Origin of the sequence: Fervidibacillus halotolerans (assembly GCF_026547205.1) — a bacterium.
GTDB classification, from domain to species: Bacteria; Bacillota; Bacilli; order Bacillales; family Caldibacillaceae; genus Fervidibacillus; species Fervidibacillus halotolerans.
In genome coordinates this window covers 750,988-765,153 of the sequence record NZ_CP106877.1, presented here as the reverse complement: position 1 = coordinate 765,153, position 14,166 = coordinate 750,988, and the positions used below count along the sequence as shown (strand labels likewise).

At 37.1% G+C, this 14,166-nt stretch carries 14 protein-coding genes; 3 read left to right on the top strand and 11 right to left on the bottom strand.

Features of this window, described 5'->3' with window-relative positions:
* Nucleotides 1–35 precede the first annotated feature (35 nt).
* The 7 genes from OE105_RS03590 to OE105_RS03560 all read right to left on the bottom strand — a co-directional run bounded on the left by OE105_RS03590 (nucleotide 36) and on the right by OE105_RS03560 (nucleotide 6,274).
* Entirely contained in the window at nucleotides 36–929 is an 894-nt protein-coding gene (locus tag OE105_RS03590; RefSeq protein WP_275421369.1) for an NAD(P)-dependent oxidoreductase, read from the bottom strand.
* Nucleotides 930–1,180: 251 nt separating this feature from the next.
* The gene (locus OE105_RS03585) at nucleotides 1,181–1,966 is read right to left on the bottom strand and encodes an SDR family oxidoreductase (protein ID WP_275421368.1); all 786 of its coding nucleotides are present in this window, start codon (nucleotides 1,964–1,966) and stop codon (nucleotides 1,181–1,183) included.
* A 234-nt stretch (nucleotides 1,967–2,200) separates the two neighbouring features.
* A complete protein-coding gene (gene ptsP / locus OE105_RS03580) occupies nucleotides 2,201–3,916 on the bottom strand; it encodes a phosphoenolpyruvate--protein phosphotransferase (RefSeq protein WP_275421367.1) in 1,716 nt (571 codons plus the stop codon).
* On the bottom strand, nucleotides 3,916–4,182 hold the full coding sequence (locus OE105_RS03575) for a phosphocarrier protein HPr (RefSeq protein ID WP_275421366.1): 267 nt from the start codon (nucleotides 4,180–4,182) through the stop codon (nucleotides 3,916–3,918). Before OE105_RS03575 ends, ptsP begins: the two co-directional genes overlap by 1 nt.
* Nucleotides 4,183–4,479: 297 nt before the next feature.
* Nucleotides 4,480–5,217: an SDR family NAD(P)-dependent oxidoreductase gene (locus OE105_RS03570; protein ID WP_275421365.1), complete on the bottom strand. Its 738-nt coding sequence runs from the start codon at nucleotides 5,215–5,217 to the stop codon at nucleotides 4,480–4,482.
* Nucleotides 5,218–5,382: 165 nt separating this feature from the next.
* Complete coding sequence (locus tag OE105_RS03565) at nucleotides 5,383–5,964, bottom strand: cell wall hydrolase (RefSeq protein ID WP_420842566.1); 582 nt, start codon at nucleotides 5,962–5,964, stop codon at nucleotides 5,383–5,385.
* Nucleotides 5,965–6,079: 115 nt separating this feature from the next.
* Nucleotides 6,080–6,274 carry a hypothetical protein gene (locus OE105_RS03560; protein ID WP_275421364.1) on the bottom strand — a complete coding sequence of 65 codons (195 nt, stop codon included), beginning with the start codon at nucleotides 6,272–6,274 and terminating at the stop codon, nucleotides 6,080–6,082.
* Nucleotides 6,275–6,411: 137 nt separating this feature from the next.
* Here OE105_RS03560 and OE105_RS03555 point away from each other — a divergent pair, with 137 nt between their 5' ends.
* Together OE105_RS03555 and OE105_RS03550 are read left to right on the top strand one after the other, a co-directional pair.
* Entirely contained in the window at nucleotides 6,412–6,597 is a 186-nt protein-coding gene (locus OE105_RS03555; RefSeq protein WP_275421363.1) for a YkvS family protein, read from the top strand.
* 238 nt (nucleotides 6,598–6,835) lie between these two features.
* Nucleotides 6,836–7,450, top strand: a complete 615-nt coding sequence (locus tag OE105_RS03550) for a CPBP family intramembrane glutamic endopeptidase (RefSeq protein ID WP_275421362.1) — start codon at nucleotides 6,836–6,838, stop codon at nucleotides 7,448–7,450.
* Between the two features lie 89 nt (nucleotides 7,451–7,539).
* On the opposite strand, the gene OE105_RS03545 is transcribed toward OE105_RS03550, so the two are convergent.
* Nucleotides 7,540–8,553: a YkvI family membrane protein gene (locus OE105_RS03545; protein ID WP_275421361.1), complete on the bottom strand. Its 1,014-nt coding sequence runs from the start codon at nucleotides 8,551–8,553 to the stop codon at nucleotides 7,540–7,542.
* Nucleotides 8,554–8,945: 392 nt separating this feature from the next.
* Here OE105_RS03545 and OE105_RS03540 point away from each other — a divergent pair, with 392 nt between their 5' ends.
* Nucleotides 8,946–11,087, top strand: a complete 2,142-nt coding sequence (locus tag OE105_RS03540; RefSeq protein ID WP_275421360.1) for an ATP-dependent Clp protease ATP-binding subunit — start codon at nucleotides 8,946–8,948, stop codon at nucleotides 11,085–11,087.
* A gap of 199 nt (nucleotides 11,088–11,286) precedes the next feature.
* Here OE105_RS03540 and OE105_RS03535 read toward each other — a convergent pair whose 3' ends face one another.
* The 3 genes from OE105_RS03535 to OE105_RS03525 form a co-directional block, all read right to left on the bottom strand.
* Nucleotides 11,287–11,478 carry an aspartyl-phosphate phosphatase Spo0E family protein gene (locus OE105_RS03535; RefSeq protein WP_275422082.1) on the bottom strand — a complete coding sequence of 64 codons (192 nt, stop codon included), beginning with the start codon at nucleotides 11,476–11,478 and terminating at the stop codon, nucleotides 11,287–11,289.
* 236 nt (nucleotides 11,479–11,714) lie between these two features.
* On the bottom strand, nucleotides 11,715–12,218 hold the full coding sequence (locus OE105_RS03530; protein WP_275421359.1) for a methylated-DNA--[protein]-cysteine S-methyltransferase: 504 nt from the start codon (nucleotides 12,216–12,218) through the stop codon (nucleotides 11,715–11,717).
* Between the two features lie 67 nt (nucleotides 12,219–12,285).
* On the bottom strand, nucleotides 12,286–14,157 hold the full coding sequence (locus OE105_RS03525) for an ATP-binding protein (protein WP_275421358.1): 1,872 nt from the start codon (nucleotides 14,155–14,157) through the stop codon (nucleotides 12,286–12,288).
* Nucleotides 14,158–14,166 lie beyond the last annotated feature (9 nt).

Sequence of the window (14,166 nt, the reverse complement as noted above, 5' to 3'; positions counted from 1 at the left end):
TGTCGTTTTCCTGTTTGTGTAAACCATTCAACAGATTATGAATGGGATGAATCTTCCTGTTCCCAATATTTGTATAATGCTTGCGTACCGCTATTTTTCTCTCCCTTTTCTGCCAATTTCTCATACAGATGTTTAGCTAAAGTCAACCCTGGAAGTTCCAGTCCCATTTTTTCCGCTTCAGTTAATGCAATATTCATATCCTTGATAAAATGTTTTATGAAAAATCCAGGAGAATAGTCTTCTTTCAATATCCTTGGCGCTAAATTTGTTAAAGAAAAACTCGATGCTGCCCCAGTAGATATGGCCTTTACTACCTGTTGTTGATCCAGCCCAGATTTTTTCGCATAGATGAGGGCTTCACATACACCGATCATATTCGATGCGATGGCAATTTGATTCGCCATTTTCGTATGTTGCCCACTTCCCGCATCACCCATGTATGATATATTAGTTCCCATAAGTTGAAGTAAAGGAAGCACTTGTTCAAAGACCTCTTTATCTCCACCAACCATCATAGCTAAACGGCCCTCTTTTGCACCGATATCCCCACCAGAGACAGGGGCATCAAGGATGGAGATCCCTTTTTCTTTCCCTTTATCATACAATAGTTTCGCAAGACTTGGAGACGAGGTCGTCATATCAATATATATAGAACCTCGTTTGCCATTTGGAATAAGTCCTTTTTCTCCAAGATAAATTTCCTTCACATCCGTAGGGAAACCTACGATGGTAAAAACAACATCGGCCTTTTCTGCGATTTCCTTCGGAGAATCAACCCATGTCGCCCCTTCACGAAGCAGCTCTTCCGCCTTATTCTTCGTTCGTGTATAAACAAACAAGGGATAACCTGCTTTCAACAGATGTCTAGTCATACTTTTCCCCATTACACCGAGACCAATAAATCCAATATTTTGCTTATCTAAACTCATATTTTCACTCCCTCCTAAAAAAACTTTTTCAAAAAGATTGTACCATATCAAAGGAACGATCGGTCTTAAATTCATTCATTATTTCACAAATTTGTTTCCACTATTTTACCTATTTTGCCTTACGTATGACCAATTCGATTTTTCTTATGTTCATACGAATAAATCCTTTAACGGAAAAAATACATCCTTTTTTTGAAGATGAAAAAATCCCGACTAAAAAATGCCGGGATTTAACCATGTTTAATAAATTATTAAATCGACTTCAAAGCCCCTCCGTCTACAAAAAGGGTGGAGCCTGTCATATATGTATTCAAATCCGAAAGTAAAAATACCGCAACTTTAGCGAATTCCTCCGGTGTTCCGTATCGATTCAGTGGAATCGTCTTTTTCATTTCTCGACTAAATTCCTCAGTAGTAATACCTAATTTTTGAGCATTCACTTCATCCAGCTCTTTAATTCGATCCGTTTCAATTCGACCTGGACAAAGGGTATTGATTAAAATTTGATAAGGTGCCAATTCTTTTGCTAAAGTTTTCGATAAACCCGTTATACCCGTTCGAAACGTATTGGATAAAATTAGACCTGGAATCGGTTCTTTTACCGAGGAGGATGCGATATTTAAAATCTTTCCACCTTTCTTTTTTAAAGCAGGAAGCGCCCCTCGAATGAGTCGAATATAGGATAATAAGTTCAATTCAAAGGCTGCCTGCCAATCTTCATCATGAAAATCTTCGAATGATCCGGCTGGTGGTCCCCCCGAATTGTTCACTAAAAGATCGATCGTACCAAATGTATCTAGTGTTCGTTGGATAAGGTTGTCAATATCGCTTTTCTTCGTCAAATCAGTGACACAATATTCTACCCTTCCTTTGTTCATACGATTTAATTCAGTCTGTACCTTCTTCAATTTTTCTTCATTTCGACTGGAAATCATAACATTAGCCCCGAGTTTCGCTAGTTGTTCGGCAATGGCTTTACCTAAACCTTGACTCGATGCTGCCACTAAGGCTGTTTTTCCAGAAAAATCCCATTCCATCCAAAATCCCCTCCTTTTTCATTTTTTAACTATTATACTAAACAATAAAAAAAGTGGGAATATTTATTTGATTTCCCATCGAAAATACAACATCCTCTTTTCGTAGACATCATGTTTTTTTAAATTACTTCTAACTAAAAGATGTTTTTTCGAAAATCGATGAACAAAAATCCCATTCATTTTCCTCGAAGAGTTATAAAACCACCGACGAAAGATCGATCGGTGGTTTTATAATTAATTAACAGCTTTTTTTACAAGTTCTATTACTTCATCGACGGTACGCATATTCAATGCTTTCTCTGCTAACTCGTTCATTTCTTCTTGAGATAGTTTCGAAATCAATGAGCGAGCCTTTAAAATGGATGTGGCACTCATGGAAAATTCATCGAGACCAAGACCGAGTAGGAGCGGAATCGCCGTTTCATCCCCGGCCATTTCTCCACACATACCTGTCCATTTCCCCTCTTTATGGGAAGCGTCGATGACCATTTTTACTAAACGTAAAATGGATGGATTGTACGGTTGATACAAATAAGAAACCTGCTCGTTCATTCGATCAGCTGCCATCGTATATTGAATTAAATCATTTGTACCGATACTAAAGAAATCGACTTCCTTTGCAAACTGATCAGCAAGAACAGCCGTTGAAGGGATCTCAACCATAATTCCAAGCTCAATGGAATCGGAAGTTGGAATTCCTTCTTTCGCCAATTTTTCCTTTTCTTCCAAAAAGATCGCCTTGGCTTGTCGAAATTCATCGAGGGTGGCAATCATTGGGAACATAATTTTTAAATTCCCATAAGTACTTGCCCGAAGAAGCGCACGCAATTGGGTACGTAAAATATCCGTTCTTTCTAAACATAAGCGAATGGCCCTGAAACCGAGGAAAGGATTCAATTCCTCAGGTAAAGGTAAGTAGGAAAGCTTCTTATCTCCTCCGATATCTAGAGTACGAACAACAACAGGCCTTCCTTCCATTTTTTCCAAAACGGTTTTATATGCTTCAAATTGGAATTCTTCGCTTGGAAGTTCGTCCCGATCCATGTATAAAAATTCCGTTCGGAAAAGTCCGACCCCTTCGGCACCATTTTTCAAAGCACCTTCCACGTCTTTCGGAGTTCCGATATTCGCTACGAGTTCTACTTGCTTACCATCTTTCGTGACAGACGGTTCATTGACGAGCTTCGCCCATTCAGCAAGCTGCGCTTCATATTCTTGTTGTTTTTTTCTGTACGTTTCTAAAAGCTCTTCAGATGGATTAATATGCACTTCCCCTGTCAACCCATCCAAAATTAATAAATCGCCATTTTGGATATCTTTCGTTGCGGTTTTCGTCCCAACGACAGCAGGGATTTCCAAAGAACGAGCCATGATTGCAGAATGGGATGTTCTTCCACCAATATCCGTCGTGAAACCTTTAACAAACGTACGGTTTAGTTGCGCCGTATCCGATGGAGTCAAGTCTTCAGCAACGACGATGACTTCTTCTGAAATGGTACTCGGATTTGGGATTGTTACATTTAACAGTCCAGCTAAAATGCGCTTTCTCACATCCCGAATATCTGCAGCCCTTTCCCGCATATATTCATTATCCATTTGCTCGAAAATGGATATAAACATATCCGTCGTTTCTTTCAAAGCAAATTCCGCATTCACTTTCTCCGTTTTTATTTTTTCTTCAATTGGCTGAATTAATTCCGGATCATTTAAAACGAGTAAATGGGCGTCAAAAATGGCTGCTTTATCCGAGCCGAGATTTTTTTCGGCATGCTCCCGAATCGTTTGCAACTGGGATTTTGCCTCATCCAACGCACGATGAAGTCTTTTTATCTCTTCGGATTCATTCTCAATCGTTTTCTTTTCAAACGACAAATCCGGTTCCACCAGCCGATAAGCCTTTGCAATCGATATCCCACTCGAGGCGGCTATTCCTTTTATCATCGTTGCCATTATTCAGCCAAACCTTCTTTTTCCATTAAATCGGCAATGGCTTTCATTGCACTTTCTTCATCGGAACCTTCAGCAATAATTTTAATCTCCGCATCTTTTCCGATTCCGAGGGACATGACACCCATGATCGATTTTAAATTTACCTTTTTATCTTTATACTCCAGTTGAATTTCCGAATCGAATTTCCCTGCCGTTTGAACGAGAAGGGTTGCAGGTCGAGCATGAATTCCTGTATCTGCGATAACTTTGTATGATTTTTCTAACATCTTCCAACTCTCCTTTTTACCTTTGTTTTTCTATTGTTGTTTCTACTTTATTCATGGTTAAAAAAAGCAATTTAATCGTCATTCGATCAAAGTTTGTTAAAGTAGAAACAATCTCTTCATAATCTTTAAGATACCATTTTTACTGGCAACATACAATGATTATCTTAAGGAAAAAGTTAATTTTTTAATTCGAAAAATTGGCACGTAATTTGAAAAAATGAATTAAAAATGACTTTTTATTTTTACAAAATTGGCATGCCAATGAAAAGCTTTTTTCAATATTTCATCGAAAAATAGTTACTCGTAAATCATTTTCCTTGTCATTCCACCATCGATCGTTATATTTTGGCCGGTGATAAAGTCATTTTTCGAATCAGCTAAAAAAAGACATGCTCGGGCGATATCTTCCGGTTTACCGACGCGACCCGACCAATGTTGTAAATGGTCTTGTTCCGATAACTCCTCGGAGTTTCCCGTATGAATCCAACCGGGACTTACAGAATTTACCCGAATCCTATACGGATGGAGACTTGCGGCCATCGCATGGGTAAGGGAAAGAATTCCTCCCTTTGAAGCAGAGTAACCTTCTGTATTCGCTTCTGACATAAAGGCGCGGGTAGATGCAATATTAATAATACACCCACCTTTTGATTTCATTCTTTTCGCTGCTTCTCGGGAACAGAGGAACACACTTCGTAAATTCGTTTGAATAACCTCATCCCATTCGGCTACAGACAAATCAAAAAAGGAATGGAATTTGGAAATACCGGCATTATTTACAAGCACATCGATGGTCCCATAAACTTGAAGGGTGGTTTCCACAAGCCGTATGATATCCCTTTCTTTTTTTACATCTGTTTCTACAAATAAACATTTTTTCCCAGAGTTCGCTAAATCCGCTTCAAGTTTTTTTCCATTCATGGTATCTCGATCGGCGATTACCACATTTCCTCCGTGATTGGCAAATTGAATGGCAATTTCTTTCCCGATTCCATTGGCTCCACCTGTGACGATAATCGTTCGATTCGTAAACATGACCAATCCCCTTGTTTCCTAATCCCATTTCAATGGAAATGCCATTTTTAAGCAAAATTTGCTATTTCAAACCCATTATATAAGATTTCCTTCACCATACCAAATTCAAAAAATGACAAAATTGAAAAAGGCAGATCCTTTTCCCAATCTGCCTAACACCTCTCATTATTTTGCAAAAACATGGTTTCCGATCGTAATCGTAACCGGTCTCGATAATATCCACTTACTCGTCGTTTTAGCCGGATTGTAAAAATATAATGAACCGGACCCTTGTCCTCGAAAGGCCAAAGCCTCTTCAACAGCCCGTTTCGCCTCACTATCAGCTGGTATATTAATCTGACCATTTGCAACCGGCGTAAAAGCGTAATACCCGCCGTCCATCGAATAGATGACATCTTGAATCGTATTTGGAAATTGTGGATGGTCTACTCGATTTAATACAACAAGTGCTACAGCTACCTTTCCTGCATACGGCTCACCCTTCGCTTCGGCGTAGACGAGTCTAGCAAGAAGATCTTTATCTGATGTAGTAATAGCAGTCGGAATCGTTAGCTGTTGTCCTGGATAAATCAATGAAGTATAGATCTGGTTTGCCGATTGAATGGCTTGAACAGAAACTCCGTATGTTTTTCCAATTTTATAAAGTGAATCTCCAGATTTTACGGTATAAATGGTTGCTGCATCGACGGCTAACCCTGTTCCAAAGAACATCATGATTGCTGCGATTATTAATTTCTTCCAAATCATTCACCTGCACCTCCAAAATTAGTACACTACTAGGCTATCAGGTGATGAACATTCTTTCATTAGTAGAGAGTTGGATTCTAAGTATAGCTTTTCCAACTCTTCCATTAATAGAATACTAATTTCTTGGTTCTTTTAAATACGTAAAAATGACTGCTCCTCCCCTTTGAGCTGAACCGTGGAAATGTTTAAAATCCGCCCTTTTCGTCAATACACTTCGGAAAACTAGAAAATCGTTTTTTTCTACTCGACATTCGCTCCATTGTCCAGAAGCCAACTTTTCAATCCATTCACGTGCAGTTTTTTCATCCATATAAATCCCTCCGTCAATTAGGAAATTGATGGAAAAATAATAAAAAAGACCTATAAAAAAGTTAAAAATAATCTTTACAATTCGAACATTTTATTGCAAACTAAATATAATTAAATGTCATAAAGGGGCGATGTGGTTTGAAAAAGGCAGAAGTTGGAAATGTAATCGAATTCAAAGATGGATTAAAAGGTATTGTCGAGAAAGTTTATGAAAACTCCGTCATCGTTGATTTAACATATATGGAAAATTATCGAGAATTAGAATTGGAAGAAAAAACCGTCGTTAACCATAAAAATTATCGAATTATCGATGAAAACGAATAGTCAATTCCTTCCACTTCCTCCAATTATCGATCTACACAAAAATATAGGGTGTCACTTGTACACCCTTTTCCCCTTCTCCATATAAAGGTATTTCTTTCTCCAAACCCTCAAAATTTTCCCTATATTATATATGAATACAAATGATTTGTCTATTGCATAAATTTCGGATTGTTTTTTTAACTTTTTTCCCTTTCTTTGGTATGCTACAATGTAACTGGTTTTGAAAGGAGTTTGTTATATGAAAAAAGTTCAACTTGATTGGAAAATAATCATCGGCATTATTATTGCACATATACTTTTGTTTTTCACATTTGATCAATCCAAAGTTTTTTGGTATATACTTACAGGAACCACTTTATTCTTAATTTCTTATACGATAATGAATGAAGACCTTGATGATCAACTGTCCGTTCTTTCTTATTTATTTTTCGGATTTATTTCCGGTTTGTTTTTGTACAGCCTATTTTGGGCTGGCAATAGTTTGTTCGATTTGTTAAATTGGTCATCGTTACAAAATCAAGTTGTATCATTGTACGAAAAATTCTCTCCCGATTCCATCTGGCACTATATTGTTTTAGTTCTCGTAATCATTCCCGGAGAAGAAATTTTTTGGCGGGGATTTATTTTAAAGCGGCTTTCGAAATATATGGCAAATTGGACGAGCATTCTGTTATCTAGCGTCTTATATGCTTCAGTATATATTTATTCCGGCTATTTTGTATTAGTTTTAGCAGCTGTCATATCTGGCTTGATCTGGGGTCTTCTGTATGTTTGGAAAAGAAGTATTCCCCTTGTGATCATTTCCCATTTAACCTTTGATTTATTATTGTTTGTATTCCTTCCACTGATTTAAGCAAATCGCCCTTTATTCGAAAAGGATTTGATTATTCAAAGCATCCAAAACCGTTCGGATGCTTTTTCTTTATACAAATTTATGTGAGATTACTTGATGAACAGTAATAAAAGAAAAAAGAGGCTTACATAGCCAAAGGCAGGATACAATGCACTTAATAGAACACTGTAATCGATTTGACTAATAAAAAAAGTAATGAAAAAAATCATAAAACCAATCCAAAAGGGATGAATGTTGATCGACCTTTCGATAAAACGCCCGAGTCCGAAAATATTTCCGATAATCGAACTAAAGATTTCTCCGTAAACCATAACGATAAATAGAAAAAAGAAAGAAGGAGCGAACTTATTCACGATTACCGCCATCGGAATATGGAACGTTACCATATCATCCAATTGCACAAGAGTAAAATGGCTTGATAACAAGACGAGCATTAAAATAAACCCACCGATGACACCGCCTAGCTTCACGATTTTTTCATCATCGATTTCTAATGCTGCTGGGACTAAAACCGCTTGAACCATCGTTACATTGAACCCAGCATAGGCCAAAGCGGAAATAATAAATTGCCAATTGAATGAATCCATCCATTTGATCCTTTCGACAAAATCTGGAAACTGACTGGAATGGATGGACAATAGTAAACTACAAATAATTAATATGGGAACGACTAGCATATTTACAAAGACGAGTCCTTTCGTTCCAACTCTAAGGACAATTAAACCGAAAAAAATGGTCAAAAAAATTCCAAGAAGCTTCGATAATTGTAATTGTTCTTCAAACAGACTCCCCGCTCCAGATAACATGACTCCCGTTACACCGACTAACATGATGGACATAATCACATTCACAAAAGGGGCAAAAACGGGTCCAAATACATACTGGTTCAGTTGATAATAACTTTTTGCCCGAATCTTTAACGTCAACAACATCATTTTACTTCCAAAATATATAAAACAAAGTCCTGAAATAGCAATCCCAACAATCCCTAAACTACCGAACTTTGAAAAAAATTCGACAATCTCCCTCCCTGTTGCAAATCCGGCTCCAACGACTGTTCCAACATAAATAAAAGCTAATTGGAAAGCTCTTTTCCAATCCATGACAATGTTTTACCACCTTTCCATGATGTCAGCGACTCATTCTATCGGTTCTAAAATTGTTACGATTCCACGCATCCCTGAACTCGGACCTCATCGGACCTTTCCTCAACTCCTTGTCCCCTCAATGACATATTTATGAGTAAAATTCGGATTAAGAACGACAAAACCGTCGTAAAATGTAAATTTAAAAATGGTATGATGAAGCAAAACCCTTGAAAGTCAAAAAAGGTCAAAGTATAATAAAACTAGATCAAATAATCAAAGATAGTCAAAGTCAAAGTAATCTTGTTAATGATTTTTCAACATAGAAGTAAGATGAATTCCATCTTATTGGTCAAAGAAAGTTAAAGTCAAATTAGTTAAAAGGATTTGTAAAAAGGAGGTTCATTGTGATGCTTTGTCAAAAATGTCAACAAAATGAAGCAACGGTCCACCTTCGTTATGAAATAAACGGTGAACAAACCACATACCATTTATGCCAACAATGTTATCGTCAACAACAAGAATCGTTTTCTTCTGAATTTCAAGCTTTCTTTTCTTCCGGAAGTCCCTTTGAACAATTCTTTAACAACTTTTCAAACGGGTCTTTTAGTTCTGAACCATTCGGATCGAATGTTACCCAAAAGGTACAAACAACTGGAGGTAAGCGAAATGGCTTCCTCGACCATTTTGGAAAAAATGTAACCGATGAGGCTCGACGTGGAAAAATCGATCCAGTAATCGGACGGGATGATGAAATTCAAAAGGTAATGGAAATCTTGAATCGTCGCAATAAAAATAATCCGGTTTTAATCGGGGAACCTGGGGTTGGGAAAACCGCTGTTGTAGAAGGCTTAGCATTAAAAATTGTATCAGGGAACGTCCCGATGAAACTTCGGAACAAAGAAGTGTATGTTTTGGATGTCGCATCCCTCGTGGCAAATACAGGGATTCGGGGACAATTTGAGGAACGGATGAAACAATTAATTCATGAATTACAAAATCGCCAAGACGTGATCTTGTTTATCGACGAAATTCATTTAATTGTCGGAGCTGGTTCCGCAGAAGGATCGATGGATGCGGGAAATATATTAAAGCCTGCCTTGGCTCGTGGAGATATCCAAATAATCGGAGCAACAACGATAAAAGAATATCGTCAAATTGAAAAAGACGCTGCGTTAGAACGCCGTTTCCAACCGGTTCTCATCCAAGAACCATCGATCGATGCATCTATCCATATTTTAATGGGGTTAAAAGAGCGATACGAAAAATACCATCAAGTGAAATATACCGATGAAGCGATCCGTGCTTGTGTCAACTTATCCCATCGTTATATCCAGGATCGGTTTTTACCTGACAAAGCGATCGATTTGATGGATGAAGCTGGCTCAAAGGTAAATTTAAAATCACCGAACTTCACTAGCAAACAAGTGGAAGAACGTTTGCAACAAATCACTGTAGAAAAGAAAAAGGCGTTACAAGAGGAAAATTACGAATGGGCTGCAAAACTACGGGATGAAGAAAATGAATTGAAAAACCGTAGGAAAAATGATGCAGGAAATGACTTACCCGTTGTGGATATTCAAGTCATCCATGATATTTTAGAAGAAAAAACAGGAATCCCTGTCGGTAAAATTCAAGCAGATGAACAACAAAAACTAAAAAATTTAGAACAAAATTTGGCGAAAAAAGTAATCGGCCAAAGCGATGCAGTTCGCGCCGTGGCAAAGGCCATTCGTCGTGGTCGAGCTGGATTAAAAGCGAAAAACCGACCGATCGGATCCTTCCTTTTCGTCGGTCCTACAGGTGTGGGAAAAACCGAATTAGCAAAAACATTAGCGGAGGAATTGTATGGAACGCGTGATTCGTTAATTCGTCTTGATATGAGCGAATATATGGAAAAACATAGCGTTTCGAAATTAATCGGTTCACCGCCAGGATATGTCGGTCATGAAGAAGCCGGACAATTGACGGAAAAGGTTCGCCGAAATCCATACAGTTTAATCTTGTTAGACGAAATCGAAAAGGCTCATCCAGATGTTATGCATATGTTCTTACAAATCTTAGATGACGGACGATTGACCGACAGCCAAGGTCGAACGGTTAGCTTTAAGGACACGGTTATTATTATGACAAGCAATGCGGGTACTGAAAGAAAACTAATACAAGTAGGCTTTGATAAACGAGAGGATCATGATAAAACCTCGTTGATGGAACAATTACGCCAATACTTTAAACCCGAATTTTTGAATCGTTTTGATGACATCATTCGCTTCCATCATTTAGATAAGGAACATTTACTACAAATTGTCGACTTGATGTTAAATGAAGTAAAAATGCATTTGAATGAAGAACACATCGAACTTACTGTAGATGACAATGTTAAAGAAAAACTTGTGGAAATCGGATATAATCGGGATTTTGGAGCTCGTCCCCTTCGTAGAACGATCCAAGAACAGTTGGAAGATCGAATCGCCGACTATATTCTCGATCATCCTGAAACAAAACAGTTGAAGGCAACATTAGTGGACGATAAAATCTCAATTTCAGCCTAAACCCTTTTGAAAAAGTTGCAAGTCTCCCTTTTAATAAAAATTAATTTATGGTTGCCGCCTAGTTTTCCTTCTTTCCAAGCGGCAACCTTTCATATCGGATCTTTGTAACGGGTAAAATTCCACCTTCGATCACCTTATTCCAATTAGCTACGCGCTATACTAACGTTGTTATGAAATCGATCGATTCATGTATTTTGGACTATGTATGATGTGTAATTAGTATGCGACTAAACAGAGATTTAAACAAAAAAAAGATCGGAATTAAAATGTTGATTTTTTTCCTGGGTCTAAGAAAAAGTCGTATATATTCGTTCATCAATTCATCTAACTCACGACTTTGCCGCAACGTCTCTTCCGCTGTGAACCCAAAATTTCTAGCACATTCAATCATTTCCTCCCTTTTTTTCTTAATTTTAATTTCCATATTTTTCCGGTATTTTTCCCTTTTCACTTCAATCCCCCTACTTTGAAATCAAATACTAGATTTATACCGCTTACGCAAGTCATTATGACAAAGAACGATTCTATTGTAAATAGAATCGATAAAAGTAGACAAAATATTTAAAAAATTGAGGGGGATTGTGATAAATTATCGTTTTTCGACAGTTTTCTCAGTTTAGTTTTCAACTAGTTATTTTTTACTACTCTTTTTTCCAATAAAAGCAATCTTTTCTTTATTTCCAGTCGATTTCCTGCATACCCCGTCAACGAACCGTCCTTTCCAATCACTCGATGACAAGGAATAATAATTGGTAAAGGGTTTTTTCGATTTGCCTGTCCAACGGCTCTAACTGCCTTTTCATTACCAATTGATTGGGCAATCTGCTGATAACTCACCGTTTCGCCATAGGGAATGTTCATTAAGGAACGCCAAACAGTTCCTTGGAAGCTTGTCCCCTCGTTAATTGTAAAGGGAAGTTGAAATTCCCTTCGTTTCCCGTCCATATATTCTTCCAACTGCTTTTTTCCAAGACTTAAAATTGGGTGATTCGGATTTTCACTCATTTGCTCTCTTCCAACCCAGTCGAACATTTGTTTTTTACAGAAAAATAATCGCCTCACTGTATTTTTTTCGGCGACTAGAAATAAATTCCCAACCATTGTTTGGAATGAAATATATTCATATGACATATGCGTACTCCTTTGCAAAGATTTCTACCTTTCATTCAAATATCCTATCATCTGCCTGTATAATCATTCATTGATTTATGTTGTTGGACTTTCGCTTGTCGATCGGAAGAATGACATGAAATACCGTTCCTTTCCCCAATTCACTTTCTACTTCGATTTTCCCACCATGTTCTTTAATAATTTTATAACTGATCATTAACCCTAATCCAGTTCCCCGTTCTTTCGTCGTATAAAAGGGTTGGCCTAGTTTTTTCAATTTTTCTTTCGGAATCCCCGTTCCCTCATCCTTTATGGAAACTTTGACAAACTGCGAATTATCTTTTGCAATGGTAATTGTTATAAATTTTCCCTTTGGCATTACTTCGATGGCATTTTTTATAATATTAATAAATACTTGTTTAATTTGATTCGGTTCACAATATATCGGAATATCTTTTTCTTCGTAATTGGTTCGGAATTGAATATTATCCATCATTGCTTGAGCATGGAGTAATTCAATCGTTTCTTTCATAATTTGAACAACATTAAACATTTTAAAATGAACCACTTGCGGTTTTGATAAAACGAGAAATTCATTGACGATCGATTCGATTCGTTCTAATTCAGCCATTATGATATTAAAATACATCGAATATCCATCGATACTACCCTTTAACAGTTGGATAAAACCCTTTAGTGACGTCATCGGATTTCGAATCTCATGGGCGATGCCAGCCGCCAGTTCTCCGATAACATTCAACATATCCGATTTGCGCAACTGATCTTCCATCTTCAACCTTTCCGTCACATCCCGAAAAATCGTTAAATGGACATCTTGAAAAATGTTTTTTTTCGAATAAAATTCAATATTCTTGATTTGATTATCCATTTCGATTCGAACGATCGTTTCTTCCTCGGATTTAAGTAAATGGTTTTGTATATACGATAAAAAATCATGCTTTCCGTCTTGATCGTACACGTAAAGTCGAACATTTCCATTTTGCAAATCGGTACAACTTTTTATATTTAATATTGAAAGGCCGGTATCATTCATATCCACGATAGATATTTGTTTCTTCTGTCCATCCTCTTTTGTCTCCTCTTCTTTCCATAGCAACATCCCATCCAAAGTACCGTGGAACACTTTTCGAAACTTTTCATCGCTTTTCTTTTTTTCCCGTTCCATATTCGATTTTTCGGTAATATCCCGTAAAATAGACATGTATAAGCCGTTAAAAACATTGGAACTCGTCGACATTTCAAAGGATTTACGAATGTTTTTCCATGCCAAATGAACTTCTCCAAAAAAAGATCCAGTCTCGAATAATTTTTTCCAGAAATGTCGATAATCTCCCTGGTCCTCTTGCGAAAATAATTGACGAAAGGATAAGCCGACCAGTTTTTCTTGGGTAATTCCCATAAGTTTGCAGAAGGACGGATTGGCATTAACTATGGATCCTTTTTCGTCAAATAATAGTAACCCGTCAATAATTTGGTTGAATATTTTATTAAATAATTCCAAATGCATCGATCGTTCGCATTCCAATAGTTTATGAGAGGTCACATTTTTCAAAATAACGATACTGGTATTTGGGAATATGTCTTTAAAAAAATATAACTCTACCTGTTTGATTTTCCCATTTTTTAATTCGATGAATCGTTCTTCTTTGAAAAATCCTCCACTCATATATTTTTCATCTTGTTGTTCTAGCACTTGATAGGGAGACATGTATAAAAAATCATCAAAGGTTTTTCCATATAAATTTGATAAATCCATTTCGAAAAATTCACGTGCAGCAAGATTCGCATGGACGAAACGTTTTTGGCTGTTTAGCATAATCATCGGTTCCGGCGCACGAAAATAAATGGTTTTAAAAACATTCAAATCGCTTTTTAATCGTTTGTTCTCTTCTTCCAAATCCGCGATTTTTTTTCGTAAAACTTTTAAATCTTGATTCAATTATTTTTC

Excerpts from the sequence above, each read along its gene's own strand:
- OE105_RS03590 (WP_275421369.1), bottom strand. The coding sequence starts at position 929 with ATGAGTTTAGATAAGCAAAATATTGGATTTATTGGTCTCGGTGTAATG.
- OE105_RS03585 (WP_275421368.1), bottom strand. The coding sequence starts at position 1,966 with ATGGAATGGGATTTTTCTGGAAAAACAGCCTTAGTGGCAGCATCGAGT.
- ptsP (WP_275421367.1), bottom strand. The coding sequence starts at position 3,916 with ATGGCAACGATGATAAAAGGAATAGCCGCCTCGAGTGGGATATCGATT.
- OE105_RS03575 (WP_275421366.1), bottom strand. The coding sequence starts at position 4,182 with ATGTTAGAAAAATCATACAAAGTTATCGCAGATACAGGAATTCATGCT.
- OE105_RS03570 (WP_275421365.1), bottom strand. The coding sequence starts at position 5,217 with ATGTTTACGAATCGAACGATTATCGTCACAGGTGGAGCCAATGGAATC.
- OE105_RS03565 (WP_420842566.1), bottom strand. The coding sequence starts at position 5,964 with ATGATTTGGAAGAAATTAATAATCGCAGCAATCATGATGTTCTTTGGA.
- OE105_RS03560 (WP_275421364.1), bottom strand. The coding sequence starts at position 6,274 with ATGGATGAAAAAACTGCACGTGAATGGATTGAAAAGTTGGCTTCTGGA.
- OE105_RS03550 (WP_275421362.1), top strand. The coding sequence starts at position 6,836 with ATGAAAAAAGTTCAACTTGATTGGAAAATAATCATCGGCATTATTATT.
- OE105_RS03545 (WP_275421361.1), bottom strand. The coding sequence starts at position 8,553 with ATGGATTGGAAAAGAGCTTTCCAATTAGCTTTTATTTATGTTGGAACA.
- OE105_RS03540 (WP_275421360.1), top strand. The coding sequence starts at position 8,946 with ATGCTTTGTCAAAAATGTCAACAAAATGAAGCAACGGTCCACCTTCGT.
- OE105_RS03535 (WP_275422082.1), bottom strand. The coding sequence starts at position 11,478 with ATGATTGAATGTGCTAGAAATTTTGGGTTCACAGCGGAAGAGACGTTG.
- OE105_RS03530 (WP_275421359.1), bottom strand. The coding sequence starts at position 12,218 with ATGTCATATGAATATATTTCATTCCAAACAATGGTTGGGAATTTATTT.